The following is a 13753-nucleotide window of genomic DNA, read 5'->3' on the forward strand; positions in this document are numbered from 1 at the left end:
CCTAGGATTCACAGCAGCAGACAACGCAGGCAAAGGACGCACCAATGTCAGACATCGAACGCACCGAATTCGAATTGCCGGGTTCGTCGCTGCCTACGCCGCGCCCTGAGCCCGGCAATCAGCCCGCCGGGCAAGCGCCGAATAGCGAGCTCTCCGGTACACAGATCCCCGGGGATACCGAGTTCGATAGCTCACTGCGCCCGAAGAGCCTGACGGAGTTTATCGGCCAGCCGAAGGTGCGCCAGCAGCTTGAGCTCGTGCTTGGCGGGGCCCGCAGCCGTGGTGTTGCGCCCGACCACGTGCTGCTTGCGGGCCCGCCGGGGCTAGGTAAGACGACGATGGCGATGATCATCGCCCAGGAGCTCGGTTCCTCTCTGCGCATGACCTCGGGCCCGGCGCTCGAGCGGGCAGGGGATCTGGCTGCCATGTTGTCGAACCTCATGGAGGGCGACGTGCTCTTCATCGACGAGATCCACCGCATGGCGCGCCCCGCCGAAGAGATGCTCTACATGGCGATGGAGGACTTCCGCATCGACGTCATCGTCGGTAAAGGGCCGGGAGCAACGTCGATCCCCATCGAGATTGCCCCATTCACCCTTGTTGGCGCGACGACCCGGGCGGGCATGCTCACGGGCCCGCTCCGTGACCGCTTCGGTTTCACCGCTCAGATGGAGTTCTACGACACTCCCGAGCTCACCCGGGTGGTCACCCGCGCCGCTGGGATCCTCGGCGTAGAAATCGATCACGACGCTGCGACCGAGATCGCTTCTCGCTCGCGGGGCACGCCGCGTATCGCCAACCGGCTGCTCCGCCGCGTGCGGGACTATGCAGACGTGCAGGCCGACGGCCAGATCACCGTGGACATCGCACGTCAGGCGCTCGTGGTCTTCGACGTCGATGAGATGGGGCTCGACCGCCTCGACAACGGGGTGCTGGATGCACTGGTACGTGGCCACGGTGGCGGACCGGTGGGCGTGAACACCCTTGCGCTGGCGGTTGGGGAGGAGCCCTCGACAGTCGAGGAGGTCTGCGAGCCGTTCCTCGTGCGCGCAGGCATGGTGGCCCGCACGCCGCGGGGGAGGGTTGCTACCGCGGCAGCATGGCGACACGTCGGCCTGGAGCCCCCGGAGAACGCACCTGGCATGTAGCGCCGCTCGGGGAGCGGCGCCGACGGGCCCGCGCCTGGCACGACGCCTAGAGCGCCGAGGGCCCGGGCGTCGAGTACCCGAGGTGGGAACGGTAGCGGCTACGTGCAAAAACCTGAGAATGTGAGACACTGAAAACTATGAATTCTTTGATACTCATCCTGATCGTTGTCGTGTTCATCGCCTTGCCGCTGCTGCAGATCCGCAAGCAGAACCAGCGCATGAAGCAGATCCGCGAATTCCAGGATTCTCTCCAGCCGGGCATGGTCGTCCAGATGACCTCGGGCATCCAGGGGCGTGTGGCGCACGTGGGTGACACCTCGATTGACCTGGAGATCAGCCCTGCGGTGGTGACTACCTGGGACCGCGCCGCCGTCCTGCAGGCCGTGACCTCCGTGGAACCTGGCTCGCAGCAGGAAGAGCAGCTGAGCAACCGTCCGGATGACCAGGCCGAGACGGTGGACGGTGACGTCCAGAACACGGATTTTGACGTCGACGGTGGTACCAACACCGGCGGCGAGTCCCGCAACTAGGCGTCGGTGCGCGACCCGCTGAACGCGCACGTAGATCCCGCGCGGATTTGGACATCTGGTGACCGGAGACAGGAATCCGGGTGCCAGATGTTTTGTGTCTCCAGCAGGCACTAAGATATTTTCCCAGCTTTTCATTTAATCCCGATTAACAGCTCAGGAGCCCAACTGTGGCCACAGCGCGAACTCGGCAGCAGAAGCCCACGCAAAAGAAGTGGTTGAAGCGCTCGCTGCTCGTCTTCTTCGTTATTTTCCTCGCCGTTTACGGCCTTGTCTTCACCACCGGCGATAAGTCCGCTACGCCAAAACTCGGCATTGACCTGCAGGGCGGCACGCGAGTTACCCTCGCCCCGCAGGGCGAACGCCCGACCTCCGACCAGCTGCAGCAGGCACGCCGCATTCTGGAATCCCGCGTCAACGGCATGGGAGTTTCCGGCGCTGAGGTCGTCACCGACGGCGATAACCTCGTGATCACCGTCCCGGGTGAGGACGCCAGCGAGGCCCGTGCCCTGGGGCAGACCTCCCAGCTGCTGTTCCGCCCGAACGCCCAGCCACAGCCGACGACCCCGAAGTTCGCAGAGGTCTACAAGGACATGGCCAACCGGTGGGTTGAGGCGGGCATCGTGGAGAAGAAGGCTACCCAGGAGAAGATGAACGATCTTCTCAAGGCCATGAAGGAGCAGAAAGCTCCGGGGCTCCCGGACAAGCTGACGGTAACCGCCAAGGAGCCAGCGGAGCCGAAGAACTCCGTCGGGGAGCAAAAGCGCCGTGACAAGCAGGTTCAGATCCTGCTGAAGGACCGCCAGTCCGAGGACCCGGATACGCAATCCGCAGCAGCGGGACTGCTCGACTGCTCCGGACCTGATCCGCTCTCTGGTGCCGACGATCCTGCCAAGCCGCTGGTGACCTGTTCGCCGCAGGGGCCGATGGTGCTGGGGCCTGCTCCGGTGCTGATCGGTGACGAGAACAAGGACAAGCCCCGTCGCTTGACCGGTGACATGATTGATACGAATTCCACCATCACCGGCGGTTTCGACGCTCAGTCCGCACAGATGGCCATCACGTTCCGTTTCAAGACCGGCAAGGACACCCCGGGTGGCGAGACCTGGTACAAGCTCGGCCAGGACATGATGAACCAGCAGGTCGCCATCACCCTGGACTCCCAGGTCATCTCCGCCCCGCAGATTCAGGGCGCAACCCCGCCAGGCGAGGTTTCCCAGATCACGGGCCAGTTCACCGAGAAGGAAGCGCAGGACCTCGCCAACAACCTGCGCTACGGTGCGCTGCCGCTGAGCTTCGTCGGCGAGAACGGCGAGCCAGGTGGCACCGCGACGACGATCTCGCCAACCATGGGTGAGGCTTCCCTGCGCGCTGGGTTGATCGCCGGGCTCGTTGGGCTCGTGCTCGCCTCCCTCTACGCGCTCTGGTACTACCGCGGACTCGGCCTGATCGCCATCGTCTCGCTGGTGGCCAGCGTGGCGACGGTCTTCGGTCTCCTCGTTCTGCTGGGCCGCTGGATCGGTTACAGCCTGGACCTGGCCGGCATTGCTGGTCTGATCATCGGTATCGGCACCACCGCCGACTCCTTCGTGGTCTACTTCGAGCGCATCAAGGACGAGATCCTCGGTGGTTCGACCTTCCGTTCCGCCGTGCCTCGCGCGTGGGATCGGGCGCGCGGGACGATCGTCACCGGTAACTTCGTGTCCCTCATTGCAGCGGTGATTCTGTACTTCCTCGCCATCGGCGACGTCAAGGGCTTCGCGTTCACGTTGGGGCTCACCACCGTCGTCGACGTCCTGGTCGCCTTCCTGCTGACCGCGCCTCTGACGATCATGTTGTCCCGCAAGCCTTTCAGCGCCAACCGCAAGGTCAACGGTCTGGGCCCGGCATTCCGCCTTGCGGAGTCCCGCGGCTACTCGCCGACCCGACCACAGTTTGCTGCCGCCACGGCGGACATTAAAACGACGAGTGGCTCCACTGAGAGCAGCTCGACCGAGGAGGAGACCCGATGAGCAGCACGGACACCGCCATGAGCAGCGTGAATACTGCGCAGCAGAAGGAACAAGACAAGGGCTCCTGGTTGAGCCAGATGTACAACGGCACCGGCAACTTCCCATTCGTTGCGAAGCGGCGCCTCTCGTACCAGATTCTCATTACCATCTTCGTCGTGTGCATCGCGACAATCGGCTTCCGGGGCTTTAACCTCGGCATCGATTTCGAGGGCGGTACGCGCATCAGCATGCCGCCGACCGCAAGCGTCCAGCAGGATGACGTCGAGCGCGTTTTCACCGAGGCCACGGGAGTAGAACCCAATGCGGTTCAGACCGTCGGTTCGGGAGACTCTCGGGTCATTGAGATCAACTCCCAGAGGCTCAGCGAAGAGCAGATCCGCGAGGCCCGGACTGCGCTTTTCGAAGAGTTCAAGCCCGTGAATGCTCAGGGGCAGCCCTCCGAGGACGCCGTGAATGACTCCACGGTTTCCGAGTCCTGGGGCTCGTCCATCACCCAGCGCATGCTGCTCGCACTCGGCGTTTTCGTTCTCGCCGTCTTCGCCTACATCGGGCTGCGTATGGAGCGTGACATGGCGATCTCCGCGATCATCGGTGTGCTCATCGACCTCACCATCGTCTCGGGTCTGTACGCCCTCCTGGGACTCGACGTCTCTCCGGCGACGGTCATCGGCCTGTTGACTATCCTGGCCTACTCGCTCTACGACACTGTCGTCGTGTTCGACAAGGTGCAGGAGACCACTGCGGGGCTATTCGACTCGAACCGCGCGACATATGGGGAGCAGGTTAACCTCGCGATCAACCAGACGGTGATGCGCTCCATCAACACCTCCATTTTCTCGCTGGTGCCGATCGCCGCGCTGCTGGTTATCGCCGTGTGGCTCATGGGCGTGGGCACCCTCAAGGACCTCGCGCTCGTGCAGTTCATCGGCGTGATCTGCGGTACCTTCAACTCCATCTTCTTCGCTGCCCCCATGCTGGTGAGCCTGAAGATGCGTCAGAAGAAGTACCAGGAGCACGACGAGCAGGTTCGCAAGGCTCGCGAACGGGCAGCTGCTGGCGAAGAACCGGCTGACGACGCCGAGGATGTGCCCCGCGCGGGAACCCGCACCGTCGTGAGCCCGAACGCTGGGCTTCGCACCCGGCGCGAACAGCAACCGGATGCCGCAGGCCCGGATACCAGCGGGGTATCCTGGCGACCTGGAATGTAGCTGGCGAAAGCTCAAAGACTCGGGGGAGACCCTGGGGAGCGTTCGCATGGCGGTGAATCCCAGCGGACGCTCAAGGAGGTGTGAAGTGTTCAAGCATCGCGGATTCCGTGCGGGAATAGCGACCCTGGCCGTTGGCGCTCTGCTGGCCGGCTGCGGTAGCGATGGCGGCGGGTTGGGCCGCGCCGAACCGCAGTTCGGCTACCAGCTTCCGACCACCCCGGTCACCACCAACGCGGGGTCGGCTGTCGGGGTGGCTACTGATGCGGCGAAACTTTCTGCCCGCCTCTACCCAGGTGCTTTCCTCGCCGGACCGGAGGGCCAAATGCTGCCCAACCGGGATCTGGTCGAGGTCACACCGAGCGAGAAGCACCAGGAAGTCGTCGATTACAAGATCAACCCGAAGGCAAAGTACTCCGATGGGCACAAGGTCGTGTGTGATGACTTCCAGCTGACAAAACTGGCCAGCGAGCGTGCCGATCTTTTCGCCTCCGATTTGCCGATCTATCACCAGGTCGCCGAACTCTACTGCGCCCCGGGGGCCGACCGCTTCCGGGTGGTGTTCAAACCGGGGTTCGGCCAGCGGTACCGCGAACTTTTCAGCGCGGGAACCGTACTTCCTGCCCACAGCGTCACCAAGCGGGCCGAGGTGGAATCAGTCACCGCAGCCACCGAGTCTGGGGTGGAGGAGGACTTGGCTCGCCTCGGCAAGGCGTGGCAAGAGCTCTTCGATATCACCAAGACGGACCCGGCCTCCGTCCCGACATTCGGCCCATACCGAATCGCTGAGAAGGGGGAGCAAGGCCAGTTGGTGCTCCGGGAGAACCCGGAATGGGCGGGGGATAGCCCCGCGCAGGTGCCGATCTACGTATGGGGCCCGGGAGCAGACCTGCCGAAGCTCGCCGAGGACCACCAGATTTCGGTGCTCGATGTACCCGTAAAGACGGATTTCGCCGCAGCCGGTATCGCGTCCGAGAAGTTTTCGATTAGCCGCCAGCCCAGCGACCGTTTGGACACCCTCAGCCTCGCCGACACCGGAATCTTCGCCGATGAAGGCGCACGGCACGCCTTCAGCGCTTGCATCGACCGCAAGGCCCTCGTGAAGACCGTGTCGGAGTTCTCCCGCAATCGTGTGACAGCCACCGGTTTGCGCGTCGTGCCACCATCCGCGCCGACTCACCCTCGCTTGCGCGCACTGTCCGGGGCCCACATGAACCGGGATATCCCGGCGGCCAAGGGCGCTCTCGAGGGAGCTACCGTGCGCATCGGCTACCTGAAGGAACACGAGCGCTACGCCAAGCAGGTTGAGAGCATCAAGAACAGCTGCGCGGAGGCCGGGATCACCGTAGAAGCGGTGCCTCTTTCCGCCGCGAATTATGGAACCCTGGGGGAGGACTACGACGCGTTGCTGTCGACCCTCAGCGGTTTCGGCCGCAATGGGCTCAGCAAGGCGAACCAGGCATCGCTGCTGCCGGAGCTCCTCCGCGCGGAAAAGGAACTGCAGCAAGCGATGTGGACGATTCCGCTGACCACCGAGCCGCGGGCCATCGCAACCCTGAAAAATGTGGACAACGTCGTGGATAACCCGGGCAATGTGGGGCTCAGCTGGAACATGGACCGGTGGGTCGAGCTTGACCACATCCCCGAAACCACCAGCCCCACGGACACCCCCACCAAGAAGTCTTAAAGGATTAGTCGAAAACCATGACCCAGGCATCAGAGTTCACCCTCTCCGACCCGAGCGCGATCGAACGCCAGAAGTACGCCCAAAAGCTGCTCGCTGATCACATTCGGCTCGTTCCGGGCTTCCCCGTCGAGGGCATCGTTTTCGAGGACCTCACCCCGGCTCTCGCCGACGCGGAGTCCTTCCGCGCCGTCGTTTGCTCCTTGGCTGATGCTGCCCGCAAGATGAAACCCGACCTGATCGCAGGGCTCGACGCGCGCGGTTTCTTGCTTGGCAGCGCCGTGGCCTACGAGCTGGGCCTCGGCATCCTCGCGGTGCGCAAGGGTGGAAAACTACCGCCGCCGGTTCACCAGGCTAACTACCTGCTGGAGTACGGCACCGCAACGCTCGAAATCCCAGCCGACGGCCTGGACTTGCGGGGCCGCCGGGTACTGCTGCTCGACGACGTCCTGGCGACCGGGGGTACCCTCCAGGCCGCCCGCAGCTTGCTTGACGAAGCTGGTGCGACGGTCTGTGGCCTTGGGGTAGTACTTGAGGTACAAGCGCTGGACGGTCGCCAGCGCTTCCCTGATATCCCGTTGTATGTCGTAGGAACCGATCATGAGTAACGAAAAGGGTTCACTGTGGATGGCGGCGCGCATCGCGCGCACCCTGACGGGGACCGCCCGCCCGAAGGTGAACCCTGTGTTGGCACCACTCATCGTGGTGCACCGGAAGTTCCACCCGAAGGCGAACCTCGAGGTTCTCAACCGGGCGTATAACACCGCGGAGCGACTGCACGACGGCGTGATGCGCAAATCGGGGGAGCCGTACATTACCCACCCGCTCGCCGTGGCGACCATCGCCGCGGAGATCGGCATGGACACCACCACGCTGGTGGCCGCACTCCTGCATGACACGGTGGAGGACACCGATTACTCACTCGAGGAACTCACCGCCGATTTCGGCGAAGAGGTTGCCCGCCTCGTGGACGGTGTCACCAAGCTGGACAAGGTGGCGCTCGGTTCCGCAGCGGAGGCCGAGACCGTCCGAAAGATGATCGTGGCGATGTCGCACGACCCCCGCGTGCTGGTCATCAAGGTCTGCGACCGGCTGCACAACATGCGGACCATGCGCTTCTTGCCGCCCGAGAAGCAGGCGAAGAAGGCTCGCGAAACGCTGGAGGTCATCGCACCCCTGGCGCACCGGCTGGGGATGGCGACCGTCAAGTGGGAGCTGGAGGACCTCGCCTTTGCGATCCTGTATCCGCGCAAGTACGAGGAGATCGTCCGCATCGTCGCGGACCGAGCCCCCAAGCGCGACCAGTACATCGCCCGCGTCAAGGATGAAATCGAGTCCGCGATGCAGGACACCGGCATCAACGCCGAGGTCGTGGGCAGGCCGAAGCACTACTGGTCGATCTACCAGAAGATGATCGTGCGCGGCCGCGACTTTGATGAGATCTTCGACCTGGTGGGGATCCGAATCCTCGTAGAAACCGTCCGCGACTGTTACGCCGCCGTCGGCGCGGTCCACGCTTTGTACCAGCCCATGCCGGGGCGGTTTAAGGACTACATCAGCTCGCCGCGCTTCGGCGTCTACAAGTCCCTGCACACCACAGTGCTCGGCCCGGACGCGAAGCCGCTGGAGATCCAGATCCGCACCCTGGAGATGCACCGCAACGCCGAATACGGCATTGCCGCGCACTGGCGCTACAAGGAGACCCGGGGCACCCACAGCGGAAGCAACGAGGACCTGGACCAGATGGCGTGGATGCGCCAACTGTTGGACTGGCAGAAGGAGGCAGCGGATCCGAACGAGTTCCTGGATTCGCTGCGCTACGACCTCTCCACCGACGAGATCTTCGTGTTCACCCCCAAGGGCGACGCCATCACGCTGCCAGCGGGAGCAACCCCCGTGGACTTCGCCTACTCCGTGCACACCGAAGTCGGGCACCGCTGCATCGGCGCGAAGGTCAATGGACGCTTGGTCGCATTGGAAAGCAAGCTGCAGACCGGCGACAAGGTGGAGATCTTTACCTCCAAGGATCAATCGGCGGGCCCCAGCAAGGACTGGTTGAGCTTCGTCGTTGTGCCCCGAGCGCGCGCCCGCATCAAACAGTGGTTCGCCAAGGAGCGCCGGGGGGAAGCTGTCGAGGTCGGACGTGACGCGCTCGCCGCGGAGGTGCAGCGTAATGGCGTGCCGGTGCAGCGCCTGTTCACTCCCGAATCAGTCCGTGCCCTGGCAGCCGACCTGGGGTACGACGACGTCGATGCCCTGTATGCGGCCATCGGCCGCCACGACGTCACCGCCGGGCACGTCGTCAACCAGCTCATGGATCAGCTCGCTGGCGAGGACGATGCGCCCCCGATGCTGCCCAACGAGGTGCCCGTCCACCCGGCGAGCCGGATCGCGAACACCCCGCAGGAGGGCCGTGGCGACGGCTCCGGCATCCTCGTGCAGGGAGAGGCAGACTTTTCGGCGAAGCTGGCGAAGTGCTGCACCCCGGTGCCGGGCGATGCGATCTTTGGATTCATCACCAAGGGTGGTGGGGTCTCGGTGCACCGCACGGACTGCACCAACGCGCCGAAGCTGCACCAGGACCAGGAGCGAATCATCGAGGTGGGCTGGGCTCAGAGCTTCCAGAACGCCGTGTTCCTCGTGACCATCCAGATCGAGGGCCTGGACCGCAACGGCCTGCTCTCCGAAGTCACCCGAGTGGTCAGCGAGCAGAAGGTGCCGATCATCGCGACGAGTTCGCGCACCTCGGAGGACCGGGTGGCGATGATCCGTTTCACCTTCGAGGTCTCCGATACCAAGCAGCTGGGCTACCTGATGGGGCAGCTGCGCAACATCGAGGGCGTCTTCGACGTCTACCGAGTCACCACCGGCGGTTAGGCTCCTGCTAACCGCGTCGCGGTGAAGGAGCAACGACGAAGCCCGGGCACCCTCGTGGGGTACCCGGGCTTTGTGCAGCTGGAGTAGGAACCTAGCTGACGGTGGCCTTTTCGATCTTGACCTCATCAGCCGGCTTGCCGTCGCCCTCTGGGGCGGCGTCGTAGATCTTGTCCAGGGTGGCCAGACCCTCGTCGCTGATCTTGCCGAAGACGTTGTACGCCGGTGGCAGCGTGGTGTCCTTCGTGACGAGGAAGAACTGGGAGCCGTTGGTGTCCGGGCCGGAGTTAGCCATTGCCAGGGTGCCTCGCGGGTAGGTCAGCGGGGACTGGCTCTCGCCCTCGGCCACACCATTGAGCGGGAATTCGTCGCCGAACTTGTAGCCCGGTCCGCCCGTGCCCTTGCCGGTCGGGTCGCCGCACTGCAGGATGCCCATCTGGTCGGACTTCACGTGGCGGTGGCAGACCGTGTTATCGAAGTAGTTCTGCTTGGCCAGGGACTCGAAGCTGTTCACCGAGCACGGGGAGGTGCCGCGGTCCAGCTCGATGGGGATCTCGCCGGCGGTGGTCTTCAGGTTCACCTTGACCAGGCCATCGGTCGGGATGTTCTCGGTGCCCGGCTTATCGACCTGCTTGGCCGCGCCACCCTCGTCCTCGTACTCGCAGCTGACCTGCTTCGGGTAGGCCTTCATCGGTCCGTCCGGCAGCGGCGGGTACTGCTGCTCCTCCTGAGCCTGGGTTTCCGTCTGATCCTCGGAGTCATCGGAGCCCGTGTAGGTGCTGGCGAAGTAGATGCCGCCCACGATCGCGGCCAGGACCACGACGGTGGTCACCATCACGCCGAGCGGCGCGAGCTTAGCCTTGCGCTCGCGGCCTTTGATCGCCTTGTCGAGGTTATCCAGCGCCTCGTCGCGGCGCTGCGCGTTGGGCATCTTGCGCCCAGTGTTCTCACTCACGTGTTGAACCGGTGCCTTTCTTCCTGCGTGATTATCTTCAGCGTGATCATGGACGATTCGCGCAGAGCCTGGGTTCAGGGGCCCGGGCCTGCGTAACCTTTCCCATTATGCCCTAAGAAAACTATTTTCTGACACGATAGGGGCATGAAGAACTCCGAGAATACTGGTGCAGGGGCGCCCGCACCCACCTTCGAGCTGCTGGGGTTTCCAGCGGGCGCCTTCCAGACCAATTGCTACGTGCTGATCAACACGGATGAGTCGGCCGCGCACGACGGGCAAGGACGCAGGCCCGCAACGGTGGTGGATCCGGGGCACGGAGCCCACGAGGTGATCAGCGGCGCCGCGGGCGAGCACAACTTCTATGTGGAGTCGATCGTGCTGACCCATGGTCACATCGACCACATGCGCGATGCCGCGGAGTTCGGGGTGCCCGTGCACGTCCACGACTATGACCGTTCGATGCTCGAGAACCCGGGCATGTACACCAACGTCCTCGACTTTGCACGCATCTTCGACACGGAGAACATGCGGGTCCCGGAGGATATCCGGAACCTCGGCGACGAGGTCAGCATCGGTGGTCAAACCTTTACCGTCCACCACATGCCGGGGCATTCCCCCGGATCCGTCATGTTCCGCATCCCGGGGCTGATCCTGGGCGGGGACGTCCTCTTCAACGGCGGCGTGGGACGGACGGACCTGCCTGGTTCGGACCCAGCTGATATGACGCTCTCCCTGAAGCGTCTGTCCGCCGAGTTCGATGACGACGACGTCGTCCTTCCCGGTCACGGTCCGCAGACAACGATCGGTCAGGAAAAGAAGACCAACCCCTTCTTGCACGAGGTGGGGTAGTGCTACGCCCGCGGCGGGCCAGCCACTAAGATCTGGTGGCGTGACTAACTCAGGTGAAAAGAAGTTCCAGCCGCTGCACGCCCCGAAGGGCATTCCGGACTACGTGCCACCGCAGTCCAGCGAATTCCTGGCGGTGCGCACCGCGTTTCTCGACGCCGCCCACAACGCCGGTTACGAGCACATCGAGCTGCCCGTGTTCGAGGACACCTCGCTGTTCGCCCGCGGTGTGGGGGAGTCCACCGATGTGGTGAGCAAGGAAATGTATACCTTCGCTGACCGGGGTGGTCGCTCGGTGACGCTGCGCCCGGAGGGCACCGCTGGCGTGATGCGTGCGGTGATTCAGCACAATCTGGACCGGGGGCAGCTGCCAGCCAAGCTGGCCTACCACGGTCCGTTTTTCCGCTACGAGCGCCCGCAGGCCGGCCGTTTCCGCCAGCTCCAGCAGGTCGGTGTGGAGGCCATCGGGGTGGACGACCCGGCGCTGGATGCCGAGGTCATCGCCCTGGCAGACCGCTGCTTCCGCGCCATCGGGCTGGACGGCTTCCGCCTCGAGTTGACGAGCCTGGGGGATAGCACCGATCGCCCGGCATACCGCGCGAAGCTCCAGGAGTTCCTGGCCACGCTGCCGCTGGATGAGGAGACCCAGCGCCGCGCGGAGCTCAACCCGCTGCGTGTGCTGGACGATAAGCGCCCGCAGATGCAGGAGATGTTGCAAGACGCGCCGCTGATGAAGGACCACCTCTCCGATTCCTCCCGCGAGCACTTCGAGACCGTCACCGGTCTGCTGGAGGACATGGGCGTGGAGTACACGATCAACCCACGCATGGTCCGTGGGCTGGATTACTACACCAAGACCTGCTTCGAGTTCGTTCACGACGGCCTCGGGGCTCAGTCCGGGATTGGCGGTGGCGGTCGCTACGACGGTCTGATGGCTCAGCTCGGCGGCCAGGATCTCTCCGGCATCGGCTTCGGCCTTGGCGTGGACCGAGCCCTGCTGGCTCTCGAAGCGGAGGGCAAGACCGCCTCGACCGGTCGCCGCGTGGACGTGTTCGGCATCCCGATGGGCGATGCCGCGAAGCGCCACATGGTTGGCCTGATCAACGAGCTGCGAGCGGCGGGCGTTGCTGCGGACATGGCCTACGGCAACCGTGGGCTCAAGGGGGCGATGAAGGCAGCCAACCGGGCGAACGCTCAGCTCGCCGTCGTCATCGGCGACCAGGAGCTCGAGGCTGGTACCGTGGCAGTGAAGGACCTGCAGCTTGGGGAGCAGCACGACGTCGCAGTGGCGGACTTGACCACCCACATCCGTCAGCAGCTGGCGTAGTCCCCGGATCACCACGCGGGGCTTTCGGCCAAAAAGAACGGCACTGTGCTTTCTCGCACAGTGCCGTTTTCGTTGCCGTGGGTTCTTCGGCCGCCCAGAATGAAGCACTACTGGAGGGCCTTAGCCGATGGCGTGCGCCCAAGCTGATGGCGCTTAGCGGCGAAAGTTCGCCTCGCAGCTGGCCATTGTTCCGCCCTGGTAGCCGCGCAGGAATGCGTCCACGCGCTGCTGGGAGGAGCCGTGAGTCCACTTCTCCGGGTTGACCGAGCGACCGGCAGACTTCTGAATGGCATCATCGCCGATGGACTGGGCAGTTTTCACAGCCTGATCCACCTGGTCCTGTGTGATCGGGTCTAGCATGGCGTCCGGCCCCTTATCTGCCTGGCTAGCCCACAGACCCGCGTAGCAGTCAGCCTGCAGCTCCATCTTCACGGCGTTGGAGTCCTCACCCGGGTTGTTGTAATCGGAGAGACCGAGGTTGCCCTCGAGGTGTTGAATGTGGTGGCCGAACTCGTGGGCGACCACATACATCTGGGCGAACGGGCCATCGGAGCCACCCATCTGCCGCAGCTGCTTAAAGAATGGCGTCGCGAAGTAGGCGGTCTCATCGCCCGGGCAGTAGAACGGTCCGGACTGGGAGGCATCAGCCGCCCCGCAGGCGGTGTTCAACTGACCAGAGCCGATGAAGAGCCCCGGCTTGGTGTACTCAATATTCGCCTCCTGGGGGAGCGCCTCGCCCCAGAAGTCGTCCAGAACCGTCGCGGTGGCCTGGATGCGGCAGTCGTCGTGCTCGTTGGCGTCCTCGTACGTCTTGCAGTGCGCGAGCGCATCCGAGTCGGTCTGCGGGCCCTGCACATTGTTGGCGCCGCCGCCAATGCCTGGGATTCCGCCGCCGCTGTTGAGGAAGAAGATCACCAAGCCGGCGATGATGATGCCGGGCAGCCCGAAACGAGCGCCCACCTGACTCACCAACATGTTGATGAGGAAGTTGCCGCCGCCACGGTTTCCGCCGCCGAAGTTGGAGCCCCCGGAATTGCCGCCACCTTGGGCGCGGCCGGAGGAGTCGCCTAGATTTTGATTGAAGGTCACGCCCTAAAGTTTGCCACACTTGTTGATGGACTAAGCTGAAGGGTTGAATTCGACACCTTTTTCAAAGATTGAAAGCATCGGAAGGA

Annotated in this window: 11 protein-coding genes; 9 read left to right on the plus strand and 2 right to left on the minus strand. The window is 64.0% G+C overall.

Annotated elements, in window-relative coordinates; translation table 11 throughout:
- Positions 1-44 precede the first annotated feature (44 nt).
- From ruvB to HMPREF3097_RS04850, 7 genes are all read left to right on the plus strand, one after another.
- Positions 45-1148: a Holliday junction branch migration DNA helicase RuvB gene (gene ruvB / locus HMPREF3097_RS04820; protein WP_070761351.1), complete on the plus strand. Its 1104-nt coding sequence runs from the start codon at positions 45-47 to the stop codon at positions 1146-1148.
- 137 nt (positions 1149-1285) lie between these two features.
- A complete protein-coding gene (yajC, locus tag HMPREF3097_RS04825) occupies positions 1286-1678 on the plus strand; it encodes a preprotein translocase subunit YajC (protein WP_070761354.1) in 393 nt (130 codons plus the stop codon).
- 167 nt (positions 1679-1845) lie between these two features.
- Positions 1846-3687, plus strand: a complete 1842-nt coding sequence (secD, locus tag HMPREF3097_RS04830; RefSeq protein WP_070761356.1) for a protein translocase subunit SecD — start codon at positions 1846-1848, stop codon at positions 3685-3687.
- Positions 3684-4895, plus strand: coding sequence for a protein translocase subunit SecF (gene secF / locus HMPREF3097_RS04835; RefSeq protein ID WP_070761358.1), 1212 nt, complete (start codon positions 3684-3686; stop codon positions 4893-4895). Before secD ends, secF begins: the two co-directional genes overlap by 4 nt.
- An 85-nt stretch (positions 4896-4980) precedes the next feature.
- Complete coding sequence (locus HMPREF3097_RS04840) at positions 4981-6579, plus strand: ABC transporter substrate-binding protein (RefSeq protein ID WP_210398538.1); 1599 nt, start codon at positions 4981-4983, stop codon at positions 6577-6579.
- Between the two features lie 17 nt (positions 6580-6596).
- Positions 6597-7184: an adenine phosphoribosyltransferase gene (locus HMPREF3097_RS04845; RefSeq protein WP_070761360.1), complete on the plus strand. Its 588-nt coding sequence runs from the start codon at positions 6597-6599 to the stop codon at positions 7182-7184.
- Complete coding sequence (locus HMPREF3097_RS04850; protein ID WP_070761362.1) at positions 7177-9453, plus strand: RelA/SpoT family protein; 2277 nt, start codon at positions 7177-7179, stop codon at positions 9451-9453. The genes HMPREF3097_RS04845 and HMPREF3097_RS04850 overlap by 8 nt, the downstream gene beginning before the upstream one ends.
- Positions 9454-9544: 91 nt before the next feature.
- Here the strand turns inward: HMPREF3097_RS04850 and HMPREF3097_RS04855 are convergent, their stop codons facing one another.
- The gene (locus tag HMPREF3097_RS04855; RefSeq protein WP_070761364.1) at positions 9545-10405 is read right to left on the minus strand and encodes a peptidylprolyl isomerase; all 861 of its coding nucleotides are present in this window, start codon (positions 10403-10405) and stop codon (positions 9545-9547) included.
- A 144-nt stretch (positions 10406-10549) separates the two neighbouring features.
- On the opposite strand from HMPREF3097_RS04855, the gene HMPREF3097_RS04860 reads away from it, so the two are divergent.
- Both HMPREF3097_RS04860 and hisS read left to right on the plus strand, forming a co-directional pair.
- Positions 10550-11254, plus strand: a complete 705-nt coding sequence (locus tag HMPREF3097_RS04860; RefSeq protein WP_070761366.1) for an MBL fold metallo-hydrolase — start codon at positions 10550-10552, stop codon at positions 11252-11254.
- A gap of 40 nt (positions 11255-11294) precedes the next feature.
- The gene (gene hisS, locus HMPREF3097_RS04865; protein ID WP_070761368.1) at positions 11295-12578 is read left to right on the plus strand and encodes a histidine--tRNA ligase; all 1284 of its coding nucleotides are present in this window, start codon (positions 11295-11297) and stop codon (positions 12576-12578) included.
- 153 nt (positions 12579-12731) lie between these two features.
- Here hisS and HMPREF3097_RS04870 read toward each other — a convergent pair whose 3' ends face one another.
- Complete coding sequence (locus tag HMPREF3097_RS04870; protein WP_012360196.1) at positions 12732-13667, minus strand: KPN_02809 family neutral zinc metallopeptidase; 936 nt, start codon at positions 13665-13667, stop codon at positions 12732-12734.
- Between the last annotated feature and the right edge of the window lie 86 nt (positions 13668-13753).

Source organism: Corynebacterium sp. HMSC27B11, assembly GCF_001815985.1.
GTDB lineage: Bacteria > Actinomycetota > Actinomycetes > Mycobacteriales > Mycobacteriaceae > Corynebacterium.

What these genes read in the sequence shown, in the direction of transcription:
- ruvB (WP_070761351.1), top strand. Translation starts at nt 45, where the DNA reads ATGTCAGACATCGAACGCACCGAATTCGAATTGCCGGGTTCGTCGCTG.
- yajC (WP_070761354.1), top strand. Translation starts at nt 1,286, where the DNA reads ATGAATTCTTTGATACTCATCCTGATCGTTGTCGTGTTCATCGCCTTG.
- secF (WP_070761358.1), top strand. Translation starts at nt 3,684, where the DNA reads ATGAGCAGCACGGACACCGCCATGAGCAGCGTGAATACTGCGCAGCAG.
- HMPREF3097_RS04845 (WP_070761360.1), top strand. Translation starts at nt 6,597, where the DNA reads ATGACCCAGGCATCAGAGTTCACCCTCTCCGACCCGAGCGCGATCGAA.
- HMPREF3097_RS04850 (WP_070761362.1), top strand. Translation starts at nt 7,177, where the DNA reads ATGAGTAACGAAAAGGGTTCACTGTGGATGGCGGCGCGCATCGCGCGC.
- HMPREF3097_RS04860 (WP_070761366.1), top strand. Translation starts at nt 10,550, where the DNA reads ATGAAGAACTCCGAGAATACTGGTGCAGGGGCGCCCGCACCCACCTTC.